The sequence below is a fragment of the Actinomyces polynesiensis genome (assembly GCF_000820725.1).
GTDB lineage: Bacteria > Actinomycetota > Actinomycetes > Actinomycetales > Actinomycetaceae > Pauljensenia > Pauljensenia polynesiensis.
In genome coordinates this window covers 1-22,743 of the sequence record NZ_CCXH01000209.1, presented here as the reverse complement: position 1 = coordinate 22,743, position 22,743 = coordinate 1, and the positions used below count along the sequence as shown (strand labels likewise).

Genomic DNA, 22,743 nt, shown 5'->3' with positions numbered 1-22,743 from the left:
CCGGCCCCCGACGGTGTCCGACGCACACGGACACGGCCCGGGCCCTCCGCTCCGACCCCTGCCAGGGGTCAGGACGTCTCCTGGGCCCGACGGGTGGCCTCCTCGGCGTCCATCGCGGCACGGGCGCGCTCGACCGGCCCCTCGGCCTCGAGCGGGTGCCACGACCAGTGGAAGCGCAGGTGGATCTGCCAGTGGGCGATCGCCCACACCCCGGCGATGACCGCGACCACCAGGGAGGCGATGCCTCCGACCAGGATCGACCAGCGCGCCCCCAGGTTCTCCCCGATCCAGCCCACGAGGGGGGAGCCGATGGGCGTGGCACCCAGGAAGATCATCGTGTAGAGGGCCATGACGCGACCGCGCATCTCCTCCGCCGTTGAGATCTGGATGGCGGCGTTCGCCGAGGTGATCATCGTCAGCATCGCCAGCCCGGTGGGCACCGTGAGCACCGCGAACCACGTGTAGGTGGGGGCCAGGCCCAGGAGGATCTCACAGACGCCGAACAGGCCGGCGGCGATGACGATCATCCGCAGGCGGGGTGTCGCCCGTCTCGCGGCCAGGAGCGCCCCCGCCAGGGCGCCGATCGCCATGTAGGAACCGAGCATCCCGTACTCCCCGGCGGCCTTGTCGAAGACCTCAGTCGCCATCAGCGCCGACGTGAGCTGGAAGTTCATCCCGAGCGCGGACACCACCGCGACGACGACGAGCAGCAGCATGATGTCGGGACGGTTGCGGACGTAGGCGACGCCCTCGCGCACCTGCCCCTTCTTCCTCTCCACGAGGCGGTGGGGGACGAGCTCGGCGGGGCGCATGGCGGCCAGCGCGACCACGGGCGCCAGGAAGAGCACCCCGTTGACGATGAAGACCCAGCCGGGCCCGACCCAGTCGATGACCAGCCCCGACACGGCGGGGCCGAAGAGACGGGCGATGTTGAACGCGGTGGAGTTCAGCCCCACGGCATTGGGGAGCGAACGGGCGGGCACGAGTTCGGAGACGAAGGCCTGCCGCGCCGGGGAGTCCAGTGCGGACACGGCACCGCCGAGCAGTGCGAGCACGTACACGTGCCACAGCTCGGCGGTGCCGGTGAGGACGAGGACGCCCATGACCAGACCGAGGAAGCCGGTCAGGCACTGGGTCATCTGGAGGAGGCGGCGGCGGTCGACGCGGTCGGCGACCACACCCGCCCAGGGCGACAGGACCAGGAGGGGCAGGAACTGCAGCGCAGTCACCAGCCCCACCTGGAACCCGTCGTGCGAGGTGAGGACCGTCAGCACCACCCAGTCCTGCGCCACACGCTGCATCCAGGTCCCCGTGGAGGCAATGACGTTGCCCGAGAACCAGAGCCTGAAATTGTGGTAGCGCAGGGAGTGAAAGGTACGTGACACCTGGTCGGGAGCCTCCTCAGGGCATCAGGGTCATCCCGCCAACGCCGCCTGGATGGGGCCGAGGACGAAGTACAGCACGAACAGCGCCGAGGTGACCCACATCAACGGGTGGACCTTCGAAGCCTTGCCGAGCGCGACCTGGATGACCGTGTAGGTGATGAAGCCGACGCCGATGCCCACTGTAATGGAGTATCCGAAGGGCATGAAGGCGATGGTGAGGAAGGCCGGGATCGCGATCTGCGGCGAGGACCAGTCGATGTCGACCACCTGGGTCATCATCAGGAAGCCGACGAACACGAGCGCGGTTGACGCGGCTTCCGTCGGGACCAGTTCGACGACCGGCGCCAGGAAGGTGGCCAGGAGGAAGAGCACACCGGTGACCACCGAGGCCAGGCCCGTGCGCGCGCCCTCGCCGACACCCGCGGAGGACTCGACGTAGGAGGTGTTCGAGGAGACGCCGCCCAGACCACCGGCGGCTGCCGCCAGGGAGTCGATGAGGAGGATCTGCTTGGAGCGCGGCGGGTTGCCGTGCTCGTCGAGGAGCTTCGCCTCCCCGCCGATGGCGACCATGGTGCCCATGGTGTCGAAGAAGTCGGCGAGCATCAGGGAGAAGATCAGGAGCACGACGGCGATGGGGCCGAGCTTCTGGAAGGCCCCGAAGAAGTCGATCTGGAACAGCGTGCCGAAGGAGGGCACCGCGACGGGCGACCCGGAGATGGAGGGCACGGTCTGGCCCCACCCCGTGGGATCGTCATCCGTCTTCACGCCCAGCTTGGCAACGGCCTGGATGATGACCGCGAGGACGGTGGAGGCGAGGATCGAGATGAGGATGGCGCCCTTGACCCTGCGGACGTACAGCACGATGGTCAGCAGGAGGCCGAAGACGAAGACGAGGGCGGGCCAGCCGGCCAGTGAACCGTCCACGCCGAGCTGGACCGGGGTGCCGCCCGGGCGGATGATGCCGGCGTTGATCAGGCCGACGAAGGCGATGAACAGGCCGATGCCCACCGAGATGGCGGTCTTGAGCTGACGGGGCACCGCCTTGAAGACGGCCTCACGGAAGCCCGTGAGGACCAGGATCGTGATGAGGGCGCCTTCCCAGAAGATCAGGCCCATGGCTTCCTGGTAGCTGAGCCCGGAACCGAGGACCAGGGTGAAGGCGACCATCGCATTGAGGCCCATACCCGCGGCCAGGGCGAGGGGGAAGTTCGCGACGACGCCCATGAGGATGGTCATGATGCCGGCGATGAGGGCGGTGCCCGCCGCGATGTCCGTCGTGGTGAAGGTGGCGTCGTCGGGGAGGGCGTTGGCCAGGATGATCGGGTTGATGACGAGGATGTACGCCATCGCGAAGAAGGTGACGAAGCCGCCACGGACCTCGTGACCGATCGTGGAGCCTCGTTCCGAGATGTGGAAGAAGCGGTCGAGTGCGTTGGTGGGAGTTGCCTGTGGGGAGCGCGCGCGCGCTGTCTGGGTGCTCACGCGCACATCGTGCCCACACGTCCCCCGATTTTCAAGGCCGTCCCAAGTGGGACTCCCCTACGGGCAAAAGGAGTAGGCTTTCCCGAAACGCACCATCGGCCCGTCCGGCCCGGTGCACCCCCCGGTGCGACCGCGCGGGGTCTCAGGCCCCGGTGCCCACTCCCACGTTCACCCCGGCGTCCATGCGGTCCGACTCCACCAGGAAGTCGTTGACCCGCGAGGGCTCCACGGGCCACTCGGGCCCGTCGGAGGGGATGTCGGTCTCGGAGTGCGACCCGCAGGTGTGGTCCAGGCTGACGACCCGGCCGTCGTCCGGCGACCACTCGTTGGCGCAGACCCCGAAGACCCCGCGCAGGGAACCCGACATCTTCACGAGGAACCCGCAGGTCGAGCAGGGTGCCTTCGGGAGCCGGGGACCGACGGGCCCGTGGTCGGAGTGGTACCAGCGTTCCACGGCCTCGTCGCGTCCCTCGCGGGAGAGCACACGCGGGCGCCCCAGCCCCAGTTCGCGTACCACCGGCTCGTCGGGGTCCTCACCGGTGTCCTCGAAACCCGGTTCGAGTCTCGGGTCCTCCGCGCTGTAGGGGAGCACGTCCTCGCGTGTGACGTCCCCGGGACGCAACCGTTCCTCCCACGGCACCCACGGGGGCGCCAGGAGGGAACCCTCACCCGGGACGAGGTCGACCTCGCAGACGGTGGCGACCTTCGACCGCGGCACGCGTGAGAGCGACACCGCCCAGCGCCAGCCCGCATACCCCGGCTCGAGTGTGGCGAAGTAGTGGGTCAGCAGGCGCTCCCCCTCCAGATGGATCCCCTGGTGCTCCCCGACCGTCCCACGCCGTGCGACAGACTCCGCTGCCTCACGGGCCTGGTCGACGGCCGCCTCGAGCACCGCGTCGGGACGCGGCCTGCGTGCCCGCACGGGCTTGCTCCCCCCGCTGCGCTCAGGCATCGAAGTCCTCCGCGACCGCCTGGAGCACCTGGGCGATCTTGTGGGCATTGTCGGGGTACTTCCCCCGACGCAGGGAGTTGGAGGAGATGTCCAGGAGCTTGATGAGGTCCTCGACCACCGGGACCATCGCCTGCGGCTTGCGCCTCTGGTTGCGCACGACGGAGGGCGCCTCCTCGAGGATCCTCACGGACAGGGCCTGGGGACCCTTGCGACCGTCGGCGACCCCGTACTCGACGCGGGTCCCCGGTCGGGGCGCGGGAGTCCCCTCGGGCAGCGCGGAGGCGTGCAGGAACACCTCGACGCCGTCATCGCCGCCGATGAACCCGAAGCCGCGGTCGGCGTCGAAGAACTTCACCTTGCCGGTGGGCACGATTGCACTCCTTGTGGTCAGCGGCCCGTACGGGCCTCCGACCCATGATAGTTCGCCCGGTCGCCGTGGTCGAAGGCTGGGCGGGTCGCCCCCGGCGCGCACTCCCCCGGGCACCCGTCCCCCGGACTCCCCGCGGCGCCCGTCCCCCTCCCTCCCCCCGACTCCCGCCCGCCGGGGCCCTCGAGGGGACGCGGGCGCGTCAGGGGTTCCCCCGCGTCGACGGGGGCGGGACGCACAGACCGGTCCCACAGGGGTGGGCGCACGGCGCGGCGGCGCGGGGGCCCCCGCGCACAATAGGCTGGTCCACGGGGCCCCACGGTCCCCGGAGAGGGAGGCACCCATGAGGAAGATCCACCGTCTGGCTGCCGCCGGCGCAGCAGCCCTGACCGCCATGGCGGTCGCTGCGGGACCGGCCGGCGCGACCTCGCCGGTGACCATCGGCGACACCGTCACCGACCCCGAGGGCTTCCTCTCCACCTCACAGGTGGACACGATCCAGGAGGACGCCCGACAGGCGGGTGCGGAGGGGATCGACTTCTACTTCGTCGCTGTCCCCGACCTGTCGGGGGAGAAGGTCGTGGCGTGGTGCCAGACGAGTGGCAGCCAGTCAGGGCTCTCCTCGAGCTCCGTCGTGCTGGTCATCGCCTACGAGGAGCGCCAGATCGGCTCCTGCGGCAACGAGGGTGAACAGGTCGTCACCGACTCCGACCTGACCAGCGCACGCGCCGCCGCCGTCGACGTCCTGGGTGGTGCCGACCCCCTGGACGCGGAGACGACCACCGAGGCCGTGACGGCGTTCGTCAACTCCGTGGTCGACAGCGCCGGCGGGACCACCTCGGGCACCGGGGACGACGGCGACAACGGGTTGGAGGGGTACACCCCCGGCGAGGACGGTGCGTACCCCTCGACGGACACCTCCGGAGGAATCAGCGGCTTCGGGGTGCTGGTCATCGTGATCCTCGTGGTCGCCGCCGGCCTGCTCCTCGTCGGGGCGATCTCCTCGCGGCGCACGAGGTCGCGCATCCAGGGCGGTGGCGGTGGCACCGGGTCCGGTGGCGCACCGGCCCCCACCCCCGCCCAGAGGGTCGACCTCGCCAACCGCCGTCTCCTGGAGGCCGACGAACTCGTCCGCAGCGCCTCCGACGAACTCGAGTTCGCCCGCGCCCAGTTCGGATCCCTGCGCACCGACGACTACGCGGCCGCCCTGCGTGCCGCCCAGGAGGGCGTGGCCCGGGCATTCGACCTCCAGAAGCAGATGAACGACGCCACCGACACCCGCCGACAGGGGGCGTCGGCCGACCAGCTCCTCGCCGCCCTCGACCAGGTGATGGTCCCCCTCGTCTCCCAGCAGAAGGCATTCCACGACCTCCGCGACTCCGAGGCCACCGCCGACCAGCAGGTCGCGGGACTGCGCGAGCGGATCACGGAGGTCGAGGCCTCCCTGCCCACCGCGGTCTCCGAGCTCCACTCCCTGTCCATCGCCTACCCGCCCGCGGCGATCGCCACACTGCAGGACAACCCCGACCAGGCCAGGGCCCTCCTCGACTCCGCCCGCCAGGCGGCCGACCAGGCCCAGGGCCTGCTGAGCGGCGACCGCTCCGCGGCACTCACGGCGGTCGACACCGGCATGCGTGCCGTGGCCATGGCCCAGCTCCAGGTCCGCGCCATCATGGACGCCCAGAAGAACCTGGATCACGCCAAGGATGACCTCACCCAGGCGGTGGCCTCCCTGACCTCCGACCTCAACGACGTCACCCGGCTCCACGCCGATCCCCAGGCCTTCGCCCCCCTCGTCGAGGAAGCGCGCCGCGCGGTGGCCGCCGCGCAGTCGGCGCGGGAGGGTTCCGGGGACCCGCTCGCCGCCCTGGAGGCGCTCCACAGCGCTGAGGCCGCCCTCGACGCCGCACTCGCGGGCCTGCGCTCGACGGAGGAGCAGCGGACCCGCGCGGTGGGCAATGCCCGCAGCAGGCTGGCCTCCGCGGAGGCCGCGGTCTCGGAGGCGGAGACCTTCGTCCAGTCCCGACGGGGGCTCGTCGACCTGGAGACACGGTCGCTCATGTCGCGCGCGGGGTCCTCCCTGGAGCGGGCGCGCGCCACCGTCGACTCCGACCCACAGACCTCGGTCCAGGCGGCGATCGACGCGGAGTCCACCGCCCGCTCGGTGCTCCGCAGCAGGCCGGGTGGCTCCGACGGCCAGGGGCCGCGCAGCGACTCGGGGGTCTCCTGGGGCAACCTCCTGCTGTGGTCGATCTTCATGGGCAACCGCTCCGGTGGCTCCTGGGGCGGCGGGGGCGGGGGCGGTGGCCACCACCGTGGCGGGTTCGGTGGCGGGGGCTTCGGAGGCGGCGGCTTCGGCGGAGGTTTCGGCGGAGGCGGTGGAGGCAGCTTCGGTGGGGGTGGCGGCGGCAGCTTCGGCGGAGGTGGCGGGGGAGGCGGCTTCGGCGGTGGAGGAGGGTCCTCCTTCTGACACCAGCGTGCGCGGTGCCGCACTTGCCGGCAGCCCTCGCAACGCAGCGGGCCAGCCGATATCATCCGTGGAGGACGTGAACTCGATCACCCCACCCCGAACGAGGAGAACACATGGCTGAGAAACAGTCGATCCTGGGACGCATCTCCCAGCTCGCCAAGGCGAACATCAACGCGATCATCGACCGCGCCGAGGATCCCCAGAAGATGCTCGACCAACTGATCCGCGACTACACCAACTCCATCGCCGAGGCCGAGACCGCCGTGGCCCAGACGGTCGGCAACCTCCGCCTGGCGGAGAAGGACCACGCGGACGACGTCGCCACCGCTGCCGACTGGGGCCGCAAGGCCCAGGCCGCCTCCGACAAGGCCGAGCAGCTGCGCGCCACCGGCGACAGTGCGGGTGCGGACAAGTGGGACGGCCTCGCCAAGGTCGCCCTGGGCAAGCAGATCCAGTTCGAGGGCGAGGCCAGGGACGCAGAGCCGATGATCGCCTCCCAGACCGAGGTCGTCGACAAGCTCAAGTCGGGACTCGTGGGCATGAAGGACCGCCTCGAGCAGCTCAAGTCCCGCCGTGACCAGTTGGTCGCCCGCCAGAAGTCCGCGGAGGCCCAGGCGAAGGTCACCGACGCGATCTCCTCCATCAACGTCATGGACCCGACCTCGGAGCTCGCCCGCTACGAGGACCGCGTCCGTCGGGCCGAGGCCATGGCCCAGGGCAAGGCCGAAGTGGCCTCCACGTCCCTCGAGTCCCAGTTCGCGGAGTTGGACACCGATTCCTCCGACATCGAGGTCGAGGCACGCCTGGCCGCCCTCAAGCACAAGGACTGAGCACACCCACAGGGGCGTCGCGGCCCGGTCAAGATCCGGGCACCCGTCGTTGGTACGCGAGGGGCGGGGTGGTCGGGACAGCCGACCACCCCGCCCCTCCCCGCTGCTCGCAGGCCCTACGCTGGGCCCATGGCTGAAACGACCTACCTGGTGGTCGATGGCGAGAACATCGACGCCACCCTCGGAATGTCCGTGCTCGACCACCGACCCGCGTCCGAGGAGCGCCCCCGGTGGGACCGGGTCCTCGCCGCGGCCGCGGACACCTGGGGTGAGCCCGCCAAGGGCCTCTTCTTCCTCAACGGCTCCAGTGGCTACCTGCCGATGGGCTTCGTGCAGGCGCTGACGGCCATGGAGTACAAGGCGATCCCGCTGGCGGGACCATCCGGCATGAAGGTCGTGGACGTCGGTGTCCAGCGCACCCTGGAGGCCATCGCGGAGCTCGACTCGGGCTCCGTCATCCTCGGCAGCCATGACGGTGACTTCGTCCCCCAGGTCCGCGCCCTCCTGGAGATGGGACGCAAGGTCGCGGTGGTCTGCTTCCGCGAGTTCCTCTCCTCCCAGCTCCACGAGCTCGTGGACATGGGCCTGGAGGTCATCGACCTGGAGTACGACGTCCACGCGTTCCAGGTGCCGCTGCCGCGCATCCGCATCATCCCCGTCGACGAGTTCAACCCCTTCGACTACCTCTGAGCCGACGCGGCTGCGCCCGGCACCACCTGCCGACCGTGGACCGGTCGCATCCCGCGACCGCTCTCACTCCCACCGGCCGACCCGGTGGCCCGCCTGTCGCGGGGTACAGCAGGACGGGCCCCGTCCACTCCGGTCTCCCGGAGGGGCGGGGCCCGTCCCTGTGCTGGTCACTCCCCGGTACCCGCGGGGCCCGGCACGCATGTGCCCGATCCCGCGTCACCGACGGTGGAACCTCACTTCACGTCGTCGTCCACCCAGTCGAAGGTCCGCGTGACGGCCTTCTTCCAGAGACGGAAGGTGCGGTCGATCTCCTTCTGGTCCGCCTTCGGCGTCCACCGCTTCCCCTCCTGCCAGTTCGCGATGACGTCGTCGGTGCCCTCCCAGAAGCCCACGGCGATCCCGGCCGCGTAGGCGGCGCCCAGCGCGGTGGTCTCGATGACCTTCGGACGCACCACGTCAACACCGCACAGGTCCGCCTGGAACTGCATGACCAAGTCGTCGTGCGTCATCCCGCCGTCGACCTTGAGCTCCTTGAGGGGAACCCCGGAGTCGGCGTTCATGGCGTCGAGGACCTCACGGGACTGGAACGCGGTGGACTCCTCCACCGCGCGAGCGATGTGTCCCTTGTTGGCGTAACGGGTCAGGCCCACGATGGCGCCGCGGGCGTCGTCACGCCAGTACGGGGCGAAGAGACCGGAGAACGCCGGGACGAAGTAGACCCCGCCGTTGTCCTCCACCGTCTCCGCCAGTGCCTGGATGTCGCTGGACTTCTCGATCATGCCGAGGTTGTCGCGCAGCCACTGGACCAGAGACCCCGCGACGGCGATGGAACCCTCCAGCGCGTATACCGCGGGCTGCTCGCCGATCTTGTAGGCCACCGTCGTGAGGAGGCCGTTGGCGGAGAACACCGGCTCGTCACCGGTGTTCATCAGCATGAAGCAGCCCGTGCCGTAGGTGTTCTTCGCCTGGCCGCGCTCGAAGCAGGCCTGGCCGAAGGTGGCAGCCTGCTGGTCACCGAGGATGCCGGCGATCGGGGTGTCGATGAGCAGGCCCTGCTTGCGACCGTACCCGTAGACCTCCGAGGATGAGTGGATCTCGGGGAGCATCGACATCGGGATGCCGAAGTCGGCAGCGATGTCCTCGCGCCACTGCAGCGTCGTGATGTCCATGAGCATCGTGCGGGAGGCATTGGTGACGTCGGTGACGTGGATACCACCGTCGACCCCACCGGTCATGTTCCACAGCACCCAGGAGTCGGTGTTGCCGAAGTAGAGATCTCCGGCCTCGGCCTTCTCACGGGCACCGGGCACGTTGTCGAGGATCCACTTGACCTTCGGACCGGAGAAGTAGGTCGACAGGCCCAGGCCGCAGATGTCCTTGTAGCGGTCCATCCCCTTGTCGCCCGCGAGCTCACGGGCGATGGCCGCGGTGCGGGTGTCCTGCCAGACGATGGCGTTGTAGACGGGCTCACCGGTGTTCTTGTCCCAGACGACCGTGGTCTCACGCTGGTTGGTGATGCCGACCGCAGCGAGCTGGTGGCGGTTGATGCCCGCCTTGGCGAAGGCATCTGCGACGACGGCCCGGACCGAGTCCCAGATCTCCTTCGGATCGTGCTCGACCCAACCGGGGTTCGGGAAGATCTGCGTGAACTCCTGCTGCCCGACGGCGACGATCTCGCCGGAGTGGTTGAAGATGATCGCCCGGGACGAGGTCGTCCCCTGGTCGATCGCCATGACGAACTGTTCTTCTGACATGTCTGTCCTTTTCACTTCTACATGGTGGTGTTCAGGGAGTTCCCTCGGTGCCGGGCGGGCCAGGGCCGCGCCCGGCACCGAGGAGGGAGGGGTGTGGTGACCGATCCGGTCAGGCCAGGTTCACCGCGAAGACGATGACCGTGGCGACGATGGCGCCGATGATCGGGCCGACGACCGGAACCCAGGCGTACGACCAGTCCGAACCGCCCTTGCCCTTGATGGGCAGGACGGCGTGGGCGACACGGGGCCCGAGGTCACGGGCCGGGTTGATGGCGTACCCCGTCGGGCCACCGAGGGAGGCGCCGATGACGACGATGATGATCGCGACGCCGAGGGGTCCCAGGCCCGAGGCGGAGTAACCCGAGACGAAGACCCAGATGATCAGGACTGCGGTGGCGATGGCCTCGGTGACGGTGTTCCATCCGTAGGACCGGTCCTCAGGACCGGTGGAGAAGACGCCGAGCTTGAGGGCCGGGTCGAGATCCTCGTCGAACTGCTTCTTGTAGGCCAGCCATGCGAGGACCGCACCGACGAAGGCCCCCAGGAACTGGGCGACGATGTAGATCGTCACGTTCAGCGCGGTGACGGCGATGCCGCCCTCACCGATCGCAGGTCCGTTCAGGGTGACCGAGGAGTCGAACATGTGGCCCACGACCTTGGCGATCGTGACTGCCGGGTTGAGGTGACCGCCGGTGGCGTAGGCGACGTAGACACCGGCGAAGACTGCGAAGCCCCACCCGAAGTTGACCATCAACCAGCCGGTCCCACGGCCCTTCGACTTGGGCAGCAGGTTGGTGGCGACCACGCCTGCACCGAGGAGCAGGAGGACCGCCGTTCCGAGGAACTCCGAGATGAAGATCTGTCCGCTCGTAGGGGTTGTTCCTGCTTCTATCGCCGCAGGGAGCAATGTCGTGAACACTGTGTTCTACCTTTCTCCGACGCGTCCTCGCGCCGGCGCGTGAGGGTGGCCCATTCCACCATTCACATGTGCCACATTCGGGTCCGTGGACCCCCGTCGTGGTCACGGTCGCGGGACGCTGCCCCGCTGGGTGCCTCTACTTATACGCCGGGCGCCCACTTGGTGGCCCCGGTTGGTTGGTGTGTCGGGATGAGGGGACTCAGCCCTGCACCTCCGGCGCGACATCGATGAAGGGTGTCACCTCCCCGACCTCGCCGCGGACCTGCTGGGCCTCGACCTCGTCGAGGATCCCTTCGGCCTCATCCTCGGCCTCGCACCTCGCCCTGTAGGCCGAGAGTTCGTCCGACCTCCTCTCCTGGTTCCATCCAAGCAGGTCGGATGCCAGGTCCGCGGCCTCTTCGGCCGCGGATAGTCCCCGGTCCCTGTGCTCGTAGGTCAGCCTGGTGCGGCGCACCAGCAGGTCCTCGAGGTGCAGCGCGCCCTCGTGCGTGATCGCGAAGGCGATCTCGGCCCGCAGGTACTCCGGTGCGCCCGCCAGTTCCTCACCCAGGTCGGGGCGCTCGGAGATCATGTCGAGGATGACCTCGATGTCGGACCCGTAACGGTCCAGGAGGTCCTCGACGTGGTCTCGGCTGAGACCGGACGCCTCCGCGAGCGCATGGCGGCGTCCCCACAGCGCGTGGTAGCCGTCTGCTCCCTCGAGGGGGGTCTGCGCCGTCACGGAGGGCAGCTCACGGGCCCGCTCCTCCCCCAGCGCGAAGTCGACCGCGTCCTCGGCCATCTGCCGGTAGGAGGTGAGCTTGCCCCCGGCGATGACGGTCAGGCCCGGGGCGGCCTCGGTCACGGTGTGCTCGCGGGACACCTTGGTCGACTTCGAGTCGTCTCCGTCCAGGGTCCCCGGCTGCAGCAGCGGCCGCAGTCCCGCGAAGGTCCCGATGACGTCGTCCCTGGTGAGGGGCTGGGCGAGGACGGAGTTGGCGTGGTCCAGCAGGTAGTCGATGTCCGCGCGGTCCGCCACGGGCTCGCGGCGGTCGAGGTGGTAGGCCGTGTCCGTCGTCCCGATGATCCAGTAGCGCTTCCACGGGATGATGAAGAGCACCGACTTCTCGGTGCGCAGGAAGATGCCGACCTCGGACCTGATGCGGTCCTTGGGCACCACCAGGTGGATTCCCTTGGAGGCGAGCACCTTCAGGCCCCCGCCGGTCCCGGCCAGGGCCTGGGTCTTCTCGGTCCACACACCGGTGGCGTTGATGACAGACCTGGCCTCGACGTGGTGGTCCGTGCCCGTCTCCAGGTCGCGCAGGTCGGCCCCGGTGATCCGTCCACCGGTGTCCTTCGTGAGCCCGACGACCTGGGTGCGGTTGGCGGCCAGGGCCCCGTAGCGCACCGCCGTGCGGATGAGGGTGACGACGAGTCGGGCGTCGTCGACGCGCGAGTCGTAGTAGACGATGGACCCGGTGAGGGCGTCGGGCCGGAGCGCGGGAGCCAGACGGAGGGACCCACGCCTGGTGTGGTGCTGCTGCATGGGCACCGATCCGCGGTGGGCCCACTGGGCGAGCGCGTCGTACATGCCCACGCCGACGGCCGAGTAGGCGCGCTCCACGACGGGCTTCTTGAGCGGCCACAGGAAGGGCTGGGCCTTGACGAGGTGGGGTGCGGTCGTCGTGAGCAGGAGCCCGCGTTCCCTCAGGGACTCCGCGACGAGCTTGAAGTCGAGCTGGTAGAGGTAGCGCAGGCCACCGTGGACCAGCTTCGAGGAACGCGATGAGGTGCCCGACGCCCAGTCCTGGGCCTCGACCACCCCGACGCGCAGGCCACGGGTGGCCGCATCCAGTGCGATGCCCGCCCCGGTCACCCCGCCACCGATCACGAGGACGTCGAGTGGTTCAGCTGACATGTCGGACAGGGCGTTGGTCCTGCTCGTGACCGATAGCTCAGGGACTGCCATGACGTCTCATCTCCTTCGATGTGGGTATCCGCGCATGTCGCGACGGGCCCCAGTATCTCAGCAGGTGCACATCGAACCGTAGGCATTGAACGCCTGTGCATGTCACACTGGTCCCCGTGAGCATCCGTGATGAGCAGGCCCACGAGGCCGCTTCCATGTACTACCTCCAGGGCCAGACGATGGAGACCATCGCCCGGCACCTCGGCGTCTCCCGTTCCTCCGTGTCGAGACTCCTCGCACACGCACGGGAGAGCGGCCTCGTGAGGATCTCCGTCGCCGCCGCCCCGGGGACGCGCGGCACCCTGGCGGGCCAGATCAACGAGATGTTCGGCGTGCGGACCTCCGTGGTCCCGGTGCCCGACGTGGACACCGAGGTCAACAGGCTGCACAACGTCGCCCTCGTCGCCGCGGAACGCCTGGTGGAGCTCATGTCACCGGAGGCCGTCCTCGGCATCGCCTGGGGCAACACGACCGCGGAGGTCACCCGCAACCTCCCCCACGTGCACTTCCCCGCCTCGGTCGTCGTCCAGCTCAACGGGGCCGCCAACGCCAGCCAGTCCGGCCTTCCCTACGCCGACTCCATCATCTCCCAGGCGGCGGAGGCCTTCGGGTCGCGCATGGTGCACTTCCCCGTGCCCGCCTTCTTCGACTACCCCGACACCAAGCGGGCGCTGTGGCGGGAGCGCTCGATCCGCTCCGTCCTGCAGCTGATCGAGTCCACCACCGTCGCCCTCTTCGGTGTGGGCGCCCTCGCCGCCAACCTGCCCTCCCACGTGTACTCCGGGGGCTACCTCGAACCCCAGGAGATGCGCGAGGCCCGCGCCGACGGCGTGGTGGGGGACGTGTGCACGGTCCTCATCCGCGAGGACGGCTCCACCGACATGGAGCTCAACCGACGGGCCTCCGGCCCCACCCCCGCCACCCTGCAGAAGATCCCCCACCGACTGTGCGTCGTCTCCGGGGCCTCCAAGGCGCTGCCACTGTTGGGTGCACTGAGGGCCGGGGTCGCCACCGACCTCGTCCTCGACGACGCCGCCGCGCGCTCGCTGCTGGACCTGGCACGCATGAGGTCCGTCCACCCGCGCACAATGGTGCGGTGAACCTCCACATCCGCGACGCACGGCCCCAGGACGTGCGCGCCATCGCCGCCCTCGTCGCCCCCTACGCGCGGAGGCGCATCCTCGTCTCCAAGGAACTCATCCACTACTTCGAGGACGTCCAGGAGTTCATCGTCGCCGAGGAGTGCCCGGGGGGACGGGTCATCGGCTGCGGGGCCCTGCACGTGATGTGGGACGACATCGCCGAGGTGCGCACGCTGGCCGTCGACCCCGCCCACCTCCACCGTGGCATCGGTGCCGCCCTGCTCGAGACGCTGGTCGCCCGCGCCCGTCGTCTGGGCCTCCTGCGGGCGTTCTGCCTGACCTTCGAGGTCGACTTCTTCACGCGCCACGGGTTCCGCGTCATCGAGGGCACCCCCGTGGGCGAGGACGTCTTCGCCGAGATGCTGCGCAGCCACGACGACGGGGTCAAGGAGTTTCTCGACCTCGCCTCCGTCAAGCCGAACACCCTCGGGAACACGCGGATGATCCGCGAACTCGTCCGCTCCGACGCGCCGCACTTGGCGCACGTCTCCCCCCGCCCGTGGGAACGGCAGGGCACCGACGAGGGCGGGGCCTCGGGCTGCTCCCACGGCGACGACTGCTCGCGGAGCATGGCGAAGGGAGCCTGACCACCCCGCGTGGTCGCTGACCTCGGGCTATCGTGGTGGAAAAGCCCGTCCACGGGCGGGCCCCCAACGAGCTGAGAGGGGTCGTCACATGCGCATCGCACTGTTCGCGACCTGTATCGGCGACGTCATGTTCCCGCAGGCGCCGCAGGCCACCACCCACCTCCTCGAGAGGCTCGGGCACGAGGTGGTGTTCCCACCCGACCAGGCCTGCTGCGGCCAGATGCACGTCAACACCGGGTACTTCCCCGAGGCCATGCCGATCATCGCCAACCACGTGCGCACCTTCGAGCCCGTCCTGGACGGGGAGTGGGACGCCATCGTCGTCCCCTCCGGGTCGTGCACCGGGTCCATCCGCCACCAGCAGGCGATGGTCGCCGCCTCCGAGGGTGACGACGAGCTGAGCCGCCGTGCCGCCCAGATCGCGGAGCACACCTTCGAGCTCTCCGAGCTGCTCGTCGACGTGCTGGGTGTCACCGACGTCGGCGCCTACTTCCCCCACCGGGTCACCTACCACCCCACCTGTCACTCCCTGCGGATCGCGAAGGTCGGCGACAAGCCCTACCGGCTCCTGCACGCGGTCGACGGCCTCCAGCTCATCGACCTGCCGGAGGCGACCAGCTGCTGCGGCTTCGGGGGGACCTTCTCCATGAAGAACGCCCAGACCTCCACCGCGATGCTCGCCGACAAGATGGCCAACGTCATGTCCACCAAGGCTGAGGTGCTGGTGGCCGGCGACTACTCCTGCCTCATGCACATCGGGGGCGGCCTGTCGCGGACGAGGTCGGGGGTGCGCACCATGCACCTGGCCGAGGTCCTGGCGGGGACGCGCGACGAACCCTGGGCAGCCCCGGAGACGACGACGAAGGTGGGTGCGTGATGAAGGTCCCGATCCAGCTCCAGGAGACCGCGACCAAGGCGATCGGTGTCGCGGCCACCGCCACCGCTACCGCGATCCAGGCCGTCGACCAGGTCATGCACCGGGGCACCACCGCCGAGGAGGACGCCGCCGACCGCGGCAAGGTCCAGGCGTGGACGCCCTCGGCCCCCACCCCCGAGGACCCGCTGCGCTGGGGAGCCACGTTCCCCACGGCCGCCTCGGCCACGCTGCGCAACACGCAGATGCGCCGCAACATCAAGCACGCCACCCACACGATCCGCGACAAGCGCGACATGCGCGTCTCGGAGCTGCCCGACTGGGAGGAGCTGCGCCTGGCGGCCGCCTCCATCAAGAACGACGTCATGAGCCGCCTGCCGGAGCTCCTCGAGGAGCTCGAGGCCAATGTCACCGCGCGCGGCGGCATCGTCCACTGGGCACGTGACGGCGAGGAGGCGAACCGGATCGCGCTGGGCATCGCCCGCTCGAAGGGCGTCGACGAGGTCGTCAAGGTCAAGTCCATGGCCACCCAGGAGATCGGCCTCAACGAGTACTTCCACCAGCACGGCATCGAGGCCCGCGAGACGGACCTGGCGGAGATGATCGTCCAGCTCTCCGACGACATGCCCTCCCACGTCGTCGTCCCCGCCATCCACCGCAACCGCTCCGAGGTCCGTGCGATCTTCCGGGAGCGCATGGAGGACGCCCCCGCGGACCTCACCGACGACCCGCGCGACCTCACCGCTGCCGCCCGCGCCCACCTGCGCCGCAAGTTCCTGGCGGCCAAGGTCGCCATCTCCGGGTCGAACATGATGATCGCCGACACGGGCACCCTCAGCGTCTTCGAGTCCGAGGGCAACGGACGCATGTGCCTGACACTGCCCGAGACGCTGATCTCCATCGTCGGCATCGAGAAGATCGTGCCGACGTACCAGGACGCGGAGGTCTTCGCCCAGCTCCTCCCCCGCTCCGCGACCGGCGAGCGGATGAACCCCTACACGTCCATGTGGACGGGGGTCACCCCCGGTGACGGACCCCAGGAGTTCCACCTGATCCTCCTCGACAACGGGCGCACACGCGTCCTGGCCGACCCGGTGGGCCGCCAGGCGCTGCACTGCATCCGCTGCGGGGCCTGCATGAACGTGTGCCCCGTGTACGAGCACGTCGGGGGCCACGCCTACCAGTCCATCTACCCCGGTCCCATCGGGGCGATCCTCACACCCCAGCTGCGGGGGGCCTTCGAGCACGGTGACCCCGCGGCGACACTGCCCTACGCGTCCAGCCTGTGCGGAGCCTGCTTCGAGGCGTGCCCGGTGCGCATCGACATCCCCTCCGTCCTCGTCGAGCTGCGCCACCGCACGGTGGAGGCGTCACGCGGGGGCATCCCCGACGGGTGGGACCTGGCGATGAAGGCCTCGATCATGCCGATGTCGAAGGGTTCGGTCATGGGCATGGCCGGAGCAGTGATGCCGGTCGGACGCGCCGTCGCCGGCGCCGACCACCGCATCGTCCACCTGCCCTGGCCGGCCACGTCCTGGACGAACACCCGCGACGTGCCCGCCCCTCCCAGCCAGTCCTTCCGCCAGTGGGAGGCCGCCCGCCGTGCAGGTCGCGACGAGCCCACCCCGGGTGCCATCCACCCGCCCCACCCCGGTGCCCTGCCCGGTCAGGACACCGCCGAGGGTGCGGCGCAGCCCACGTCGTCCCGGCCCACCCCTGAGGGAGGGTCTGCGGGGTCGAGCGCCGCCGGAGCGTCGGGACCCACCACCACCGGCCGAGCCCCCGGGGAACCCACCACCACCCGGGAGGAGGACGCCCGACTGAGCGCCAAGACCGAGATCCTGTCCGCCGTGCGCGCCGCCATCGCGCAGTCACAACCCGCGGCGACCCGAGCCGCACATCGTGCGTGACTACCGTTTCCACGCCAGCTCCCCCGCCGGGTCCGAGGCGATCGTCGCCGAGTTCGTGGAGGCCCTGGAGGACTACCACGCCCACGTCGTCCAGGTGACCTCCGAGGAGGTGCCCGGCGCCATCGACGACCTGCTCGAGGAGGCCGGCGCCCACGGCGTCGTCGTGCCCTCGGGGCTGCCCCCGGAGTGGGCCGCCGCTGCCGGGGGCCAGCTCAGCCGCGGTCGGGGGCGTCGGCGCTCGGCGCCGCGCGAGGTGCACACGGACTCGCGCGAGGAGCCCCTGGACAAGATCTTCCTGGCGGGCGTCGATGCCGTCGTCACGGCTGCCCGCACCGCGATCTCGCTGTCGGGCACCATCGTGCTGGACGGCGAGCCCGACCAGGGCCGCCGGGCCATCACCCTGCTGCCGGACGTCCATGTCTGCGTCGTGCGCGCCTCACAGGTGCAGGGCACGGTCCCCGAGGCGGTGGCGATCCTCGGCGAGCACGCGGAGCGGCCCCAGACCTGGGTGGCCGGCCCCTCGGCCACCTCGGACATCGAACTGGTCCGCGTCGACGGCGTCCACGGGCCACGGACGTTGTGCGTGGTGGTCGTCACCGACGCCTGAGGTCGCGGACGCCCCCGGTCGCACGGCTATCCTTGGGCCCATGCATGCCGCGTCCCCGGATCCCGACCTGGGTCCTGTGTCCCCCCGCGGGACAGACACCCCGGCGAGGACGCCCGGCAGCGGGGGCCTCGGCGCAGCGGGTTGGGGACCGGGCTCCGTGGGTCCGCACGACGGCGAGGACACGGGCACCGGCACGGCCGCCCCCGACGCCAGCGGGCCTGACAGTGGCGTGCCCGAGAGCGGCGTGCCCGACACCGACGCGAACCAGGAGGGTCTCTTCGAGATCCCGCCGGGGGCGCGCCGGACCCGCGCCCGCGTCATCATCCTCACCGGCCCGTCGGGCTCCGGCAAGACCTCGCTGACCACCCGGACGGGCGTCACGTCCCTGTCCCTCGACCACTTCTACCGCAACGGCGACGAACCGGACCTGCCCAAACTGCGCGAGGACCTCGTCGACTGGGACGACCCGCGCTCATGGAACGCCGACGACGCCGTCCGGGCGATCCTCGAGCTGTGCCGACTCGGTCAGACCGAGGTCCCCATCTACGACATCCCGACCAACCGCCGCACCGGCATGCGGCACATGGTCCTCGACCGCGACGAACCACTGTTCGTCGCCGAGGGGATCTTCGCCGCGGAGCTCGTGCACCGGCTCGAGGACGAGGGCATCCTCGCCGACGCGATCTGCATCGCGCGTTCCCCGATGCGCAACATGTGGTTCCGCCTGCTGCGTGACATGGGCGAGGCCCGCAAGCCCGTCCCCGTCCTCCTCGTGCGCGGTGCGAGACTCGCCCGTGAGGAGCCCGCCAAGGTCCGTCACCTCGAGGAGTGCGGGTGCCGACCGGTGGGGTCCCTGGACGAGGCCGCGGCCGTGCTCGAAGCCCTCGTGCACGCCGAGCGCCGCGCCCAACGCGCTGCGCGCTGACCCTCCCCTCCAGCGAAGTCCGCTCTGTTCTGAGGTCGAAGTCCGCTCTGTTCGACTCCGACCTGCACCGGGTGCTCGCTCCCGTTCCCGAGCACCCGCCCTTGCGGGTGAAACCGGGTGCACCACCGTGCGCACATCCGCCGCACCAGCAGGCCCATCCGAGTGAGGGATCGTGGCCGACAGACCTCGACGCTTCCGAGCGACATCGCGATGCGACGACCGACACCGATCGGCCACAGGGAGACATCCCGGACGGGTCCGCGACGCTCCTGTGGGAGGGCGGACCTCACCGCCCGAACAGAGCGGACTTCGACCTCAGAACAGAGCGGACTTCGGCGTCAGAGTTTCTTGACGAGGGGGAAGGTGATGGTCTCCCTGATCCCCTGACCGGTCAGCGCCATGAGGAGCCGGTCCAGACCCATGCCCATGCCACCGGCGGGCGGCATGCCGTACTCCATGGCCGTGAGGAAGTCCTCGTCGAGGACCATCGCCTCGGGGTCGCCCTCGGCGGCCGCCAGCGCCTGGGCCTCGAAACGCTGGCGTTGGACCACCGGGTCCACCAGCTCCGAGTACGCCGTGGCCAGCTCGAAGCCGCGCACGTAGAGGTCCCACTTCTCCACCACGCCGGGCTTGGTGCGGTGGGCCCGGGTCAGGGGGCTGGAGTCCTCCGGGAAGTCGCGCACGAAGGTCGGTGCCCACAGGTGGTCCCCGACCGTCTTCTCGAAGAGCACCTCGACGATCTTGCCCGGGACGTAGTGGTCGGGGATCTCCTCCCCGATCTCGCCCGCCAGGGCCACGAGTTCGTCCCTCGGGGTGAAGGGGGTGACCGTGCGGCCCACGGCGTCCGAGACGGCGTCGAAGAGGCTGATCCGGTCCCAGTCGCCCGACAGGTCGTAGAGCGTGCCGTCAGGCAGGGTGACGACCTCGGTCCCCAGCGCGTCACGTGCCGACTTCTGGATGAACTCGCGTGTGCGGGTCGCCATGGTGTCGTAGGTGCCGTAGGCCTCGTAGGCCTCCAGCATCGTGAACTCCGGGGAGTGGGAGGAATCGGCACCCTCGTTGCGGAAGTTGCGGTTGATCTCGAAGACCTTCTCGATGCCACCGACCACGGCGCGCTTGAGGTAGAGCTCGGGGGCGATGCGCAGGTAGAGATCGGTGTCGTAGGCGTTCATGTGGGTGCTGAACGGGCGGGCCGCTGCACCACCGTGGAGCACCTGGAGCATCGGGGTCTCGATCTCCACGAATCCCGCGTCGTCGAAGTAGCGGCGCAGCGACCTCACGACCTTGGCACGCAGCCGCACCATGTCACGGGCGGCGGGACGCACGATCATGTCGAGGTAGCGGCGGCGCACCCGCATGTCCTCGGAGAGTCCACCGCCGGTGCCGCCCTCGCCGGAGGTGAAGGTCTTGGGCAGCGGGCGCAACGCCTTGGAGGCGATCTCCCAGGCGGGCGCCCGGTCCCCACCGGGCTCGGCCATGACGGAGAGCTCGCCGCGGCGCGAGGAGATGACCCGGCCGTGGACGAAGAGGTGGTCGCCGAGGTCGACCTCGGCCTTGTACTCGGCCAGCGACTCGGGGCCGACCTCCTTCGCGGAGAGCATGACCTGGATCCGGTTGCCCTCACCGTCCTGGAGGGTCGCGAAGCAGAGCTTGCCGGAGTTGCGCATCAACACCACGCGCCCGGCCAGACCGACCACCACGTCGGTCTCCTCCCCGGCCTCCAGACCGGAGTAGTCGGCCCGGACCTGCTTGATGGTGGTCGTGATGGGCAGGGTGACGGGGTAGGGGCTCACGCCCTCGTCGAGCATCTTCTGCCGCTTCGCAGCGCGCACCCGGACCTGCTCGGGGGTGTCGTCTGCGGGTGTCGCCGCGGGTGCCTGGGGCGGGGTGGGCTCGGTGTTCTCGTCAGTCACGTGCCCATGGTAGCCGGTGGGCGGGGATGCCCCTCCGGCCGTGGGACACCCGACGAGGACGACCGGAGTCGCCCTCGTCGGGGAGCCGACACAGCCCGCCCGGTCGTGGCAGCAGGTGCCCACCGAATGGGTCCACGTGGTGGGGGACCGGCCAAGGGCCCGCACCGCGGTAATCGAGCACCCCGTCGCACGCTCGGGCAGCCGCGGATCCGCCCACCGGGTCGGTCCGGTCGCGTCGATGGCGAACGCTCAGGCCCGCCCGGCCGCCCCGGAGGAACGCAGGCCCAGTTCGAGGGCGCGGGCCGAGTCCTCCGGGACCGCACCCGGATCATCACCGGTGTGCAGGGGCGCGTTGTCGGCGTCGACGAAGACGACCTTCGGGCGCCACTGCCGGGCCCGGGACTCGGGCACCTGGGCGTAGGCCATGACGATCACCAGGTCGCCGACCTCCACGAGGTGCGCCGCGGCCCCGTTGAGCTGCAGCATCCCGGAACCCCGCTCACCTGCGATCACGTAGGTCGTCATCCGGTTGCCGTTCTCGATGTCGGCGATGTCCACCTGCTGGCCCTCCAGGATGTCCGCCGCATCGAGCAGGTCCGCGTCGATGGTCACCGAGCCGACGTAGTGAAGGTCCGCGCCGGTGACGCGCGCGCGGTGGATCTTGCCCTGGATCATGGGGCGCATGACCTCTGTCATGTCACTCTCCTCCCTGCGAGGACCCGCCGCCCAGGGTCACCAGTGTGTTGTCGATGAGGCGTGTGGCACCCACCCGTGCGGCGACCAGCAGGAACGCCTCGGTACCGGCAGGAGCGCCGTCCTCCACCGGTGCGAAGGTCTCCGGGTCCGCGAGGGCGACGTAGTCGACCTCGACACCGTCCTCGTCCCCGAGGACGGCCCCGGCCACGGCGAGCACACCGGAGGCGGACGCGCCGCCGTCCGCAGCGTCGGAACCCACGCGCAGGGCCCGCGAGAGGGCGCGCGCGTGGACCCGCTCATCCTCGGAGAGGTAGCGGTTCCGGCTGGACAGCGCCACACCGTCGGTGTCACGGGCGATGGGGACCGCCTGGATCCGGACGGGCAGGTCCAGGTCGCGCACCAGGGTGCGGACCATGGCCAGCTGCTGGGCGTCCTTCTGGCCGAAGAACGCCACGTCCGGGCGTGTCAGGCCGAACACCTTCGTGACGACCAGGGCCACTCCCGCCAGGTGCGTGGGTCGGGTCGCCCCCTCCAGGACGTGGGCGATGGGCCCGGGGTCGATGGAGACGAGGGGCGCCACGGGGTAGACGTCCTCCGGCTCCGGGGCGTAGACCACCTCGACCCCCACGGAGCGGAGCTTCCCGACGTCCGCCTCCAGCGTGCGCGGATAGGCGTCGTAGTCCTCACCGGGAGCGAATTGGGTGGGGTTGACGAAGATGGAGACGACCACGTGGTCGGCGATGCGACGGGCCTCCCGGACCAGGGTGAGGTGGCCCTCGTGCAGGGCGCCCATCGTCATCACCAGGGCGCGGGTGCCACTGGTGTCAGCCAGGGCTGCGGCCAGCTCCCGGCGGTTTCTCGCGATGACTGGTGCGTCGTGCACGGAATGCTCCTCGATCTCGGACCCGGGGGTCCCCCGGTACCCCCATTGTCCCGCGCGGGGGCACCACCTCGCACATCGGGGCGCCACCCGCCCGTCGGGCCGGCCCCGCCCCCGTCAGTCCCCGCCGTCCCCCAGTGCGAGGGCGGCCAGGACCTCCGTCGCCGAGCGCTCCGAGATGCGACCTGACCGGAGGAGCATGCGGACGGTGGCCCGGGCCATGTGCGCGTAGGTGTCGGCCACGTCGGCGAGCTCCCGGTCCGCCAGCAGTGCCGACATGTGCCGGCCGACCGTACCCGCGTCCCCCCGCACGACGGGCCCGGACAACCCGGCCTCCCCGTCCCGACTGACACGGTCGAGGGCGGCCTCGAGGAGTGGACGCATGAAGGCACCGGGGTCCTCCACCCCCGCC

19 protein-coding genes and 1 pseudogene are annotated in these 22,743 nt (G+C 70.3%); 9 read left to right on the top strand and 11 right to left on the bottom strand.

Annotation, left to right across the window (positions count from 1 at the left end; all coding sequences use genetic code 11):
• Window positions 1-68: 68 nt before the first annotated feature.
• The 4 genes from TA90_RS09010 to TA90_RS08995 all read right to left on the bottom strand — a co-directional run bounded on the left by TA90_RS09010 (window position 69) and on the right by TA90_RS08995 (window position 4,189).
• Window positions 69-1,385, bottom strand: coding sequence for an MFS transporter (locus tag TA90_RS09010; RefSeq protein ID WP_043535868.1), 1,317 nt, complete (start codon window positions 1,383-1,385; stop codon window positions 69-71).
• Window positions 1,386-1,415: 30 nt separating this feature from the next.
• Window positions 1,416-2,867: an NCS2 family permease gene (locus TA90_RS09005; RefSeq protein WP_043535874.1), complete on the bottom strand. Its 1,452-nt coding sequence runs from the start codon at window positions 2,865-2,867 to the stop codon at window positions 1,416-1,418.
• A 142-nt stretch (window positions 2,868-3,009) separates the two neighbouring features.
• Complete coding sequence (locus TA90_RS09000) at window positions 3,010-3,819, bottom strand: DUF3027 domain-containing protein (RefSeq protein WP_043535867.1); 810 nt, start codon at window positions 3,817-3,819, stop codon at window positions 3,010-3,012.
• A complete protein-coding gene (locus TA90_RS08995; RefSeq protein ID WP_043535866.1) occupies window positions 3,812-4,189 on the bottom strand; it encodes a cold-shock protein in 378 nt (125 codons plus the stop codon). Before TA90_RS08995 ends, TA90_RS09000 begins: the two co-directional genes overlap by 8 nt.
• Before the next feature lie 340 nt (window positions 4,190-4,529).
• Between TA90_RS08995 and TA90_RS14305 the strand changes: the two genes are divergently transcribed.
• The 3 genes from TA90_RS14305 to TA90_RS08975 all read left to right on the top strand — a co-directional run bounded on the left by TA90_RS14305 (window position 4,530) and on the right by TA90_RS08975 (window position 8,176).
• Window positions 4,530-6,656 (top strand): TPM domain-containing protein, encoded by a 2,127-nt coding sequence (locus TA90_RS14305; protein WP_052450697.1) that lies wholly within the window; start codon window positions 4,530-4,532, stop codon window positions 6,654-6,656.
• 113 nt (window positions 6,657-6,769) lie between these two features.
• Window positions 6,770-7,486, top strand: a complete 717-nt coding sequence (locus TA90_RS08980) for a PspA/IM30 family protein (protein WP_043535864.1) — start codon at window positions 6,770-6,772, stop codon at window positions 7,484-7,486.
• 129 nt (window positions 7,487-7,615) lie between these two features.
• On the top strand, window positions 7,616-8,176 hold the full coding sequence (locus tag TA90_RS08975) for a PIN domain-containing protein (RefSeq protein WP_043535863.1): 561 nt from the start codon (window positions 7,616-7,618) through the stop codon (window positions 8,174-8,176).
• Between the two features lie 233 nt (window positions 8,177-8,409).
• Here the strand turns inward: TA90_RS08975 and glpK are convergent, their stop codons facing one another.
• The 3 genes from glpK to TA90_RS08960 all read right to left on the bottom strand — a co-directional run bounded on the left by glpK (window position 8,410) and on the right by TA90_RS08960 (window position 12,797).
• Window positions 8,410-9,930 carry a glycerol kinase GlpK gene (glpK, locus tag TA90_RS08970; protein ID WP_043535862.1) on the bottom strand — a complete coding sequence of 507 codons (1,521 nt, stop codon included), beginning with the start codon at window positions 9,928-9,930 and terminating at the stop codon, window positions 8,410-8,412.
• Window positions 9,931-10,039: 109 nt separating this feature from the next.
• Window positions 10,040-10,849, bottom strand: coding sequence for an MIP/aquaporin family protein (locus TA90_RS08965; RefSeq protein ID WP_043535861.1), 810 nt, complete (start codon window positions 10,847-10,849; stop codon window positions 10,040-10,042).
• A gap of 199 nt (window positions 10,850-11,048) precedes the next feature.
• Window positions 11,049-12,797, bottom strand: a complete 1,749-nt coding sequence (locus tag TA90_RS08960; protein WP_043535860.1) for a glycerol-3-phosphate dehydrogenase/oxidase — start codon at window positions 12,795-12,797, stop codon at window positions 11,049-11,051.
• Window positions 12,798-12,952: 155 nt separating this feature from the next.
• Here TA90_RS08960 and TA90_RS08955 point away from each other — a divergent pair, with 155 nt between their 5' ends.
• The 6 genes and pseudogenes from TA90_RS08955 (at window position 12,953) to TA90_RS08930 (ending at window position 18,842) form a co-directional block, all read left to right on the top strand.
• On the top strand, window positions 12,953-13,897 hold the full coding sequence (locus TA90_RS08955; RefSeq protein ID WP_043535872.1) for a sugar-binding transcriptional regulator: 945 nt from the start codon (window positions 12,953-12,955) through the stop codon (window positions 13,895-13,897).
• Window positions 13,894-14,394, top strand: a pseudogene (locus TA90_RS08950) (amino-acid N-acetyltransferase); the annotation flags it as partial. The gene TA90_RS08955 and the pseudogene TA90_RS08950, both read left to right, overlap by 4 nt.
• Before the next feature lie 220 nt (window positions 14,395-14,614).
• Entirely contained in the window at window positions 14,615-15,403 is a 789-nt protein-coding gene (locus TA90_RS08945) for a (Fe-S)-binding protein (protein WP_043535859.1), read from the top strand.
• 95 nt (window positions 15,404-15,498) lie between these two features.
• Complete coding sequence (locus TA90_RS08940; protein ID WP_197067876.1) at window positions 15,499-17,310, top strand: LutB/LldF family L-lactate oxidation iron-sulfur protein; 1,812 nt, start codon at window positions 15,499-15,501, stop codon at window positions 17,308-17,310.
• A complete protein-coding gene (locus TA90_RS08935) occupies window positions 17,303-17,917 on the top strand; it encodes a LutC/YkgG family protein (RefSeq protein ID WP_231550713.1) in 615 nt (204 codons plus the stop codon). Before TA90_RS08940 ends, TA90_RS08935 begins: the two co-directional genes overlap by 8 nt.
• A gap of 157 nt (window positions 17,918-18,074) precedes the next feature.
• Window positions 18,075-18,842: a uridine kinase family protein gene (locus TA90_RS08930; RefSeq protein WP_147513440.1), complete on the top strand. Its 768-nt coding sequence runs from the start codon at window positions 18,075-18,077 to the stop codon at window positions 18,840-18,842.
• Window positions 18,843-19,180: 338 nt separating this feature from the next.
• Here TA90_RS08930 and lysS read toward each other — a convergent pair whose 3' ends face one another.
• The 4 genes from lysS to TA90_RS08910 all read right to left on the bottom strand — a co-directional run.
• Complete coding sequence (gene lysS, locus TA90_RS08925; protein ID WP_043535858.1) at window positions 19,181-20,755, bottom strand: lysine--tRNA ligase; 1,575 nt, start codon at window positions 20,753-20,755, stop codon at window positions 19,181-19,183.
• Between the two features lie 249 nt (window positions 20,756-21,004).
• Window positions 21,005-21,451: an aspartate 1-decarboxylase gene (panD, locus tag TA90_RS08920; protein WP_043535857.1), complete on the bottom strand. Its 447-nt coding sequence runs from the start codon at window positions 21,449-21,451 to the stop codon at window positions 21,005-21,007.
• A gap of 1 nt (window position 21,452) precedes the next feature.
• Window positions 21,453-22,334 carry a pantoate--beta-alanine ligase gene (gene panC / locus TA90_RS08915; RefSeq protein ID WP_043535856.1) on the bottom strand — a complete coding sequence of 294 codons (882 nt, stop codon included), beginning with the start codon at window positions 22,332-22,334 and terminating at the stop codon, window positions 21,453-21,455.
• Window positions 22,335-22,448: 114 nt separating this feature from the next.
• Window positions 22,449-22,743 (bottom strand): DUF2520 domain-containing protein (locus TA90_RS08910; protein WP_043535855.1); only part of this gene is annotated, 295 nt, incomplete at its 5' end.

Coding starts and splice junctions, on each gene's coding strand:
- TA90_RS09000 (WP_043535867.1), bottom strand. CDS start 3,819: ATGCCTGAGCGCAGCGGGGGGAGCAAGCCCGTGCGGGCACGCAGGCCG.
- TA90_RS14305 (WP_052450697.1), top strand. CDS start 4,530: ATGAGGAAGATCCACCGTCTGGCTGCCGCCGGCGCAGCAGCCCTGACC.
- TA90_RS08980 (WP_043535864.1), top strand. CDS start 6,770: ATGGCTGAGAAACAGTCGATCCTGGGACGCATCTCCCAGCTCGCCAAG.
- TA90_RS08975 (WP_043535863.1), top strand. CDS start 7,616: ATGGCTGAAACGACCTACCTGGTGGTCGATGGCGAGAACATCGACGCC.
- glpK (WP_043535862.1), bottom strand. CDS start 9,930: ATGTCAGAAGAACAGTTCGTCATGGCGATCGACCAGGGGACGACCTCG.
- TA90_RS08960 (WP_043535860.1), bottom strand. CDS start 12,797: ATGGCAGTCCCTGAGCTATCGGTCACGAGCAGGACCAACGCCCTGTCC.
- TA90_RS08955 (WP_043535872.1), top strand. CDS start 12,953: ATGTACTACCTCCAGGGCCAGACGATGGAGACCATCGCCCGGCACCTC.
- TA90_RS08945 (WP_043535859.1), top strand. CDS start 14,615: ATGCGCATCGCACTGTTCGCGACCTGTATCGGCGACGTCATGTTCCCG.
- TA90_RS08940 (WP_197067876.1), top strand. CDS start 15,499: ATGCACCGGGGCACCACCGCCGAGGAGGACGCCGCCGACCGCGGCAAG.
- panD (WP_043535857.1), bottom strand. CDS start 21,451: ATGACAGAGGTCATGCGCCCCATGATCCAGGGCAAGATCCACCGCGCG.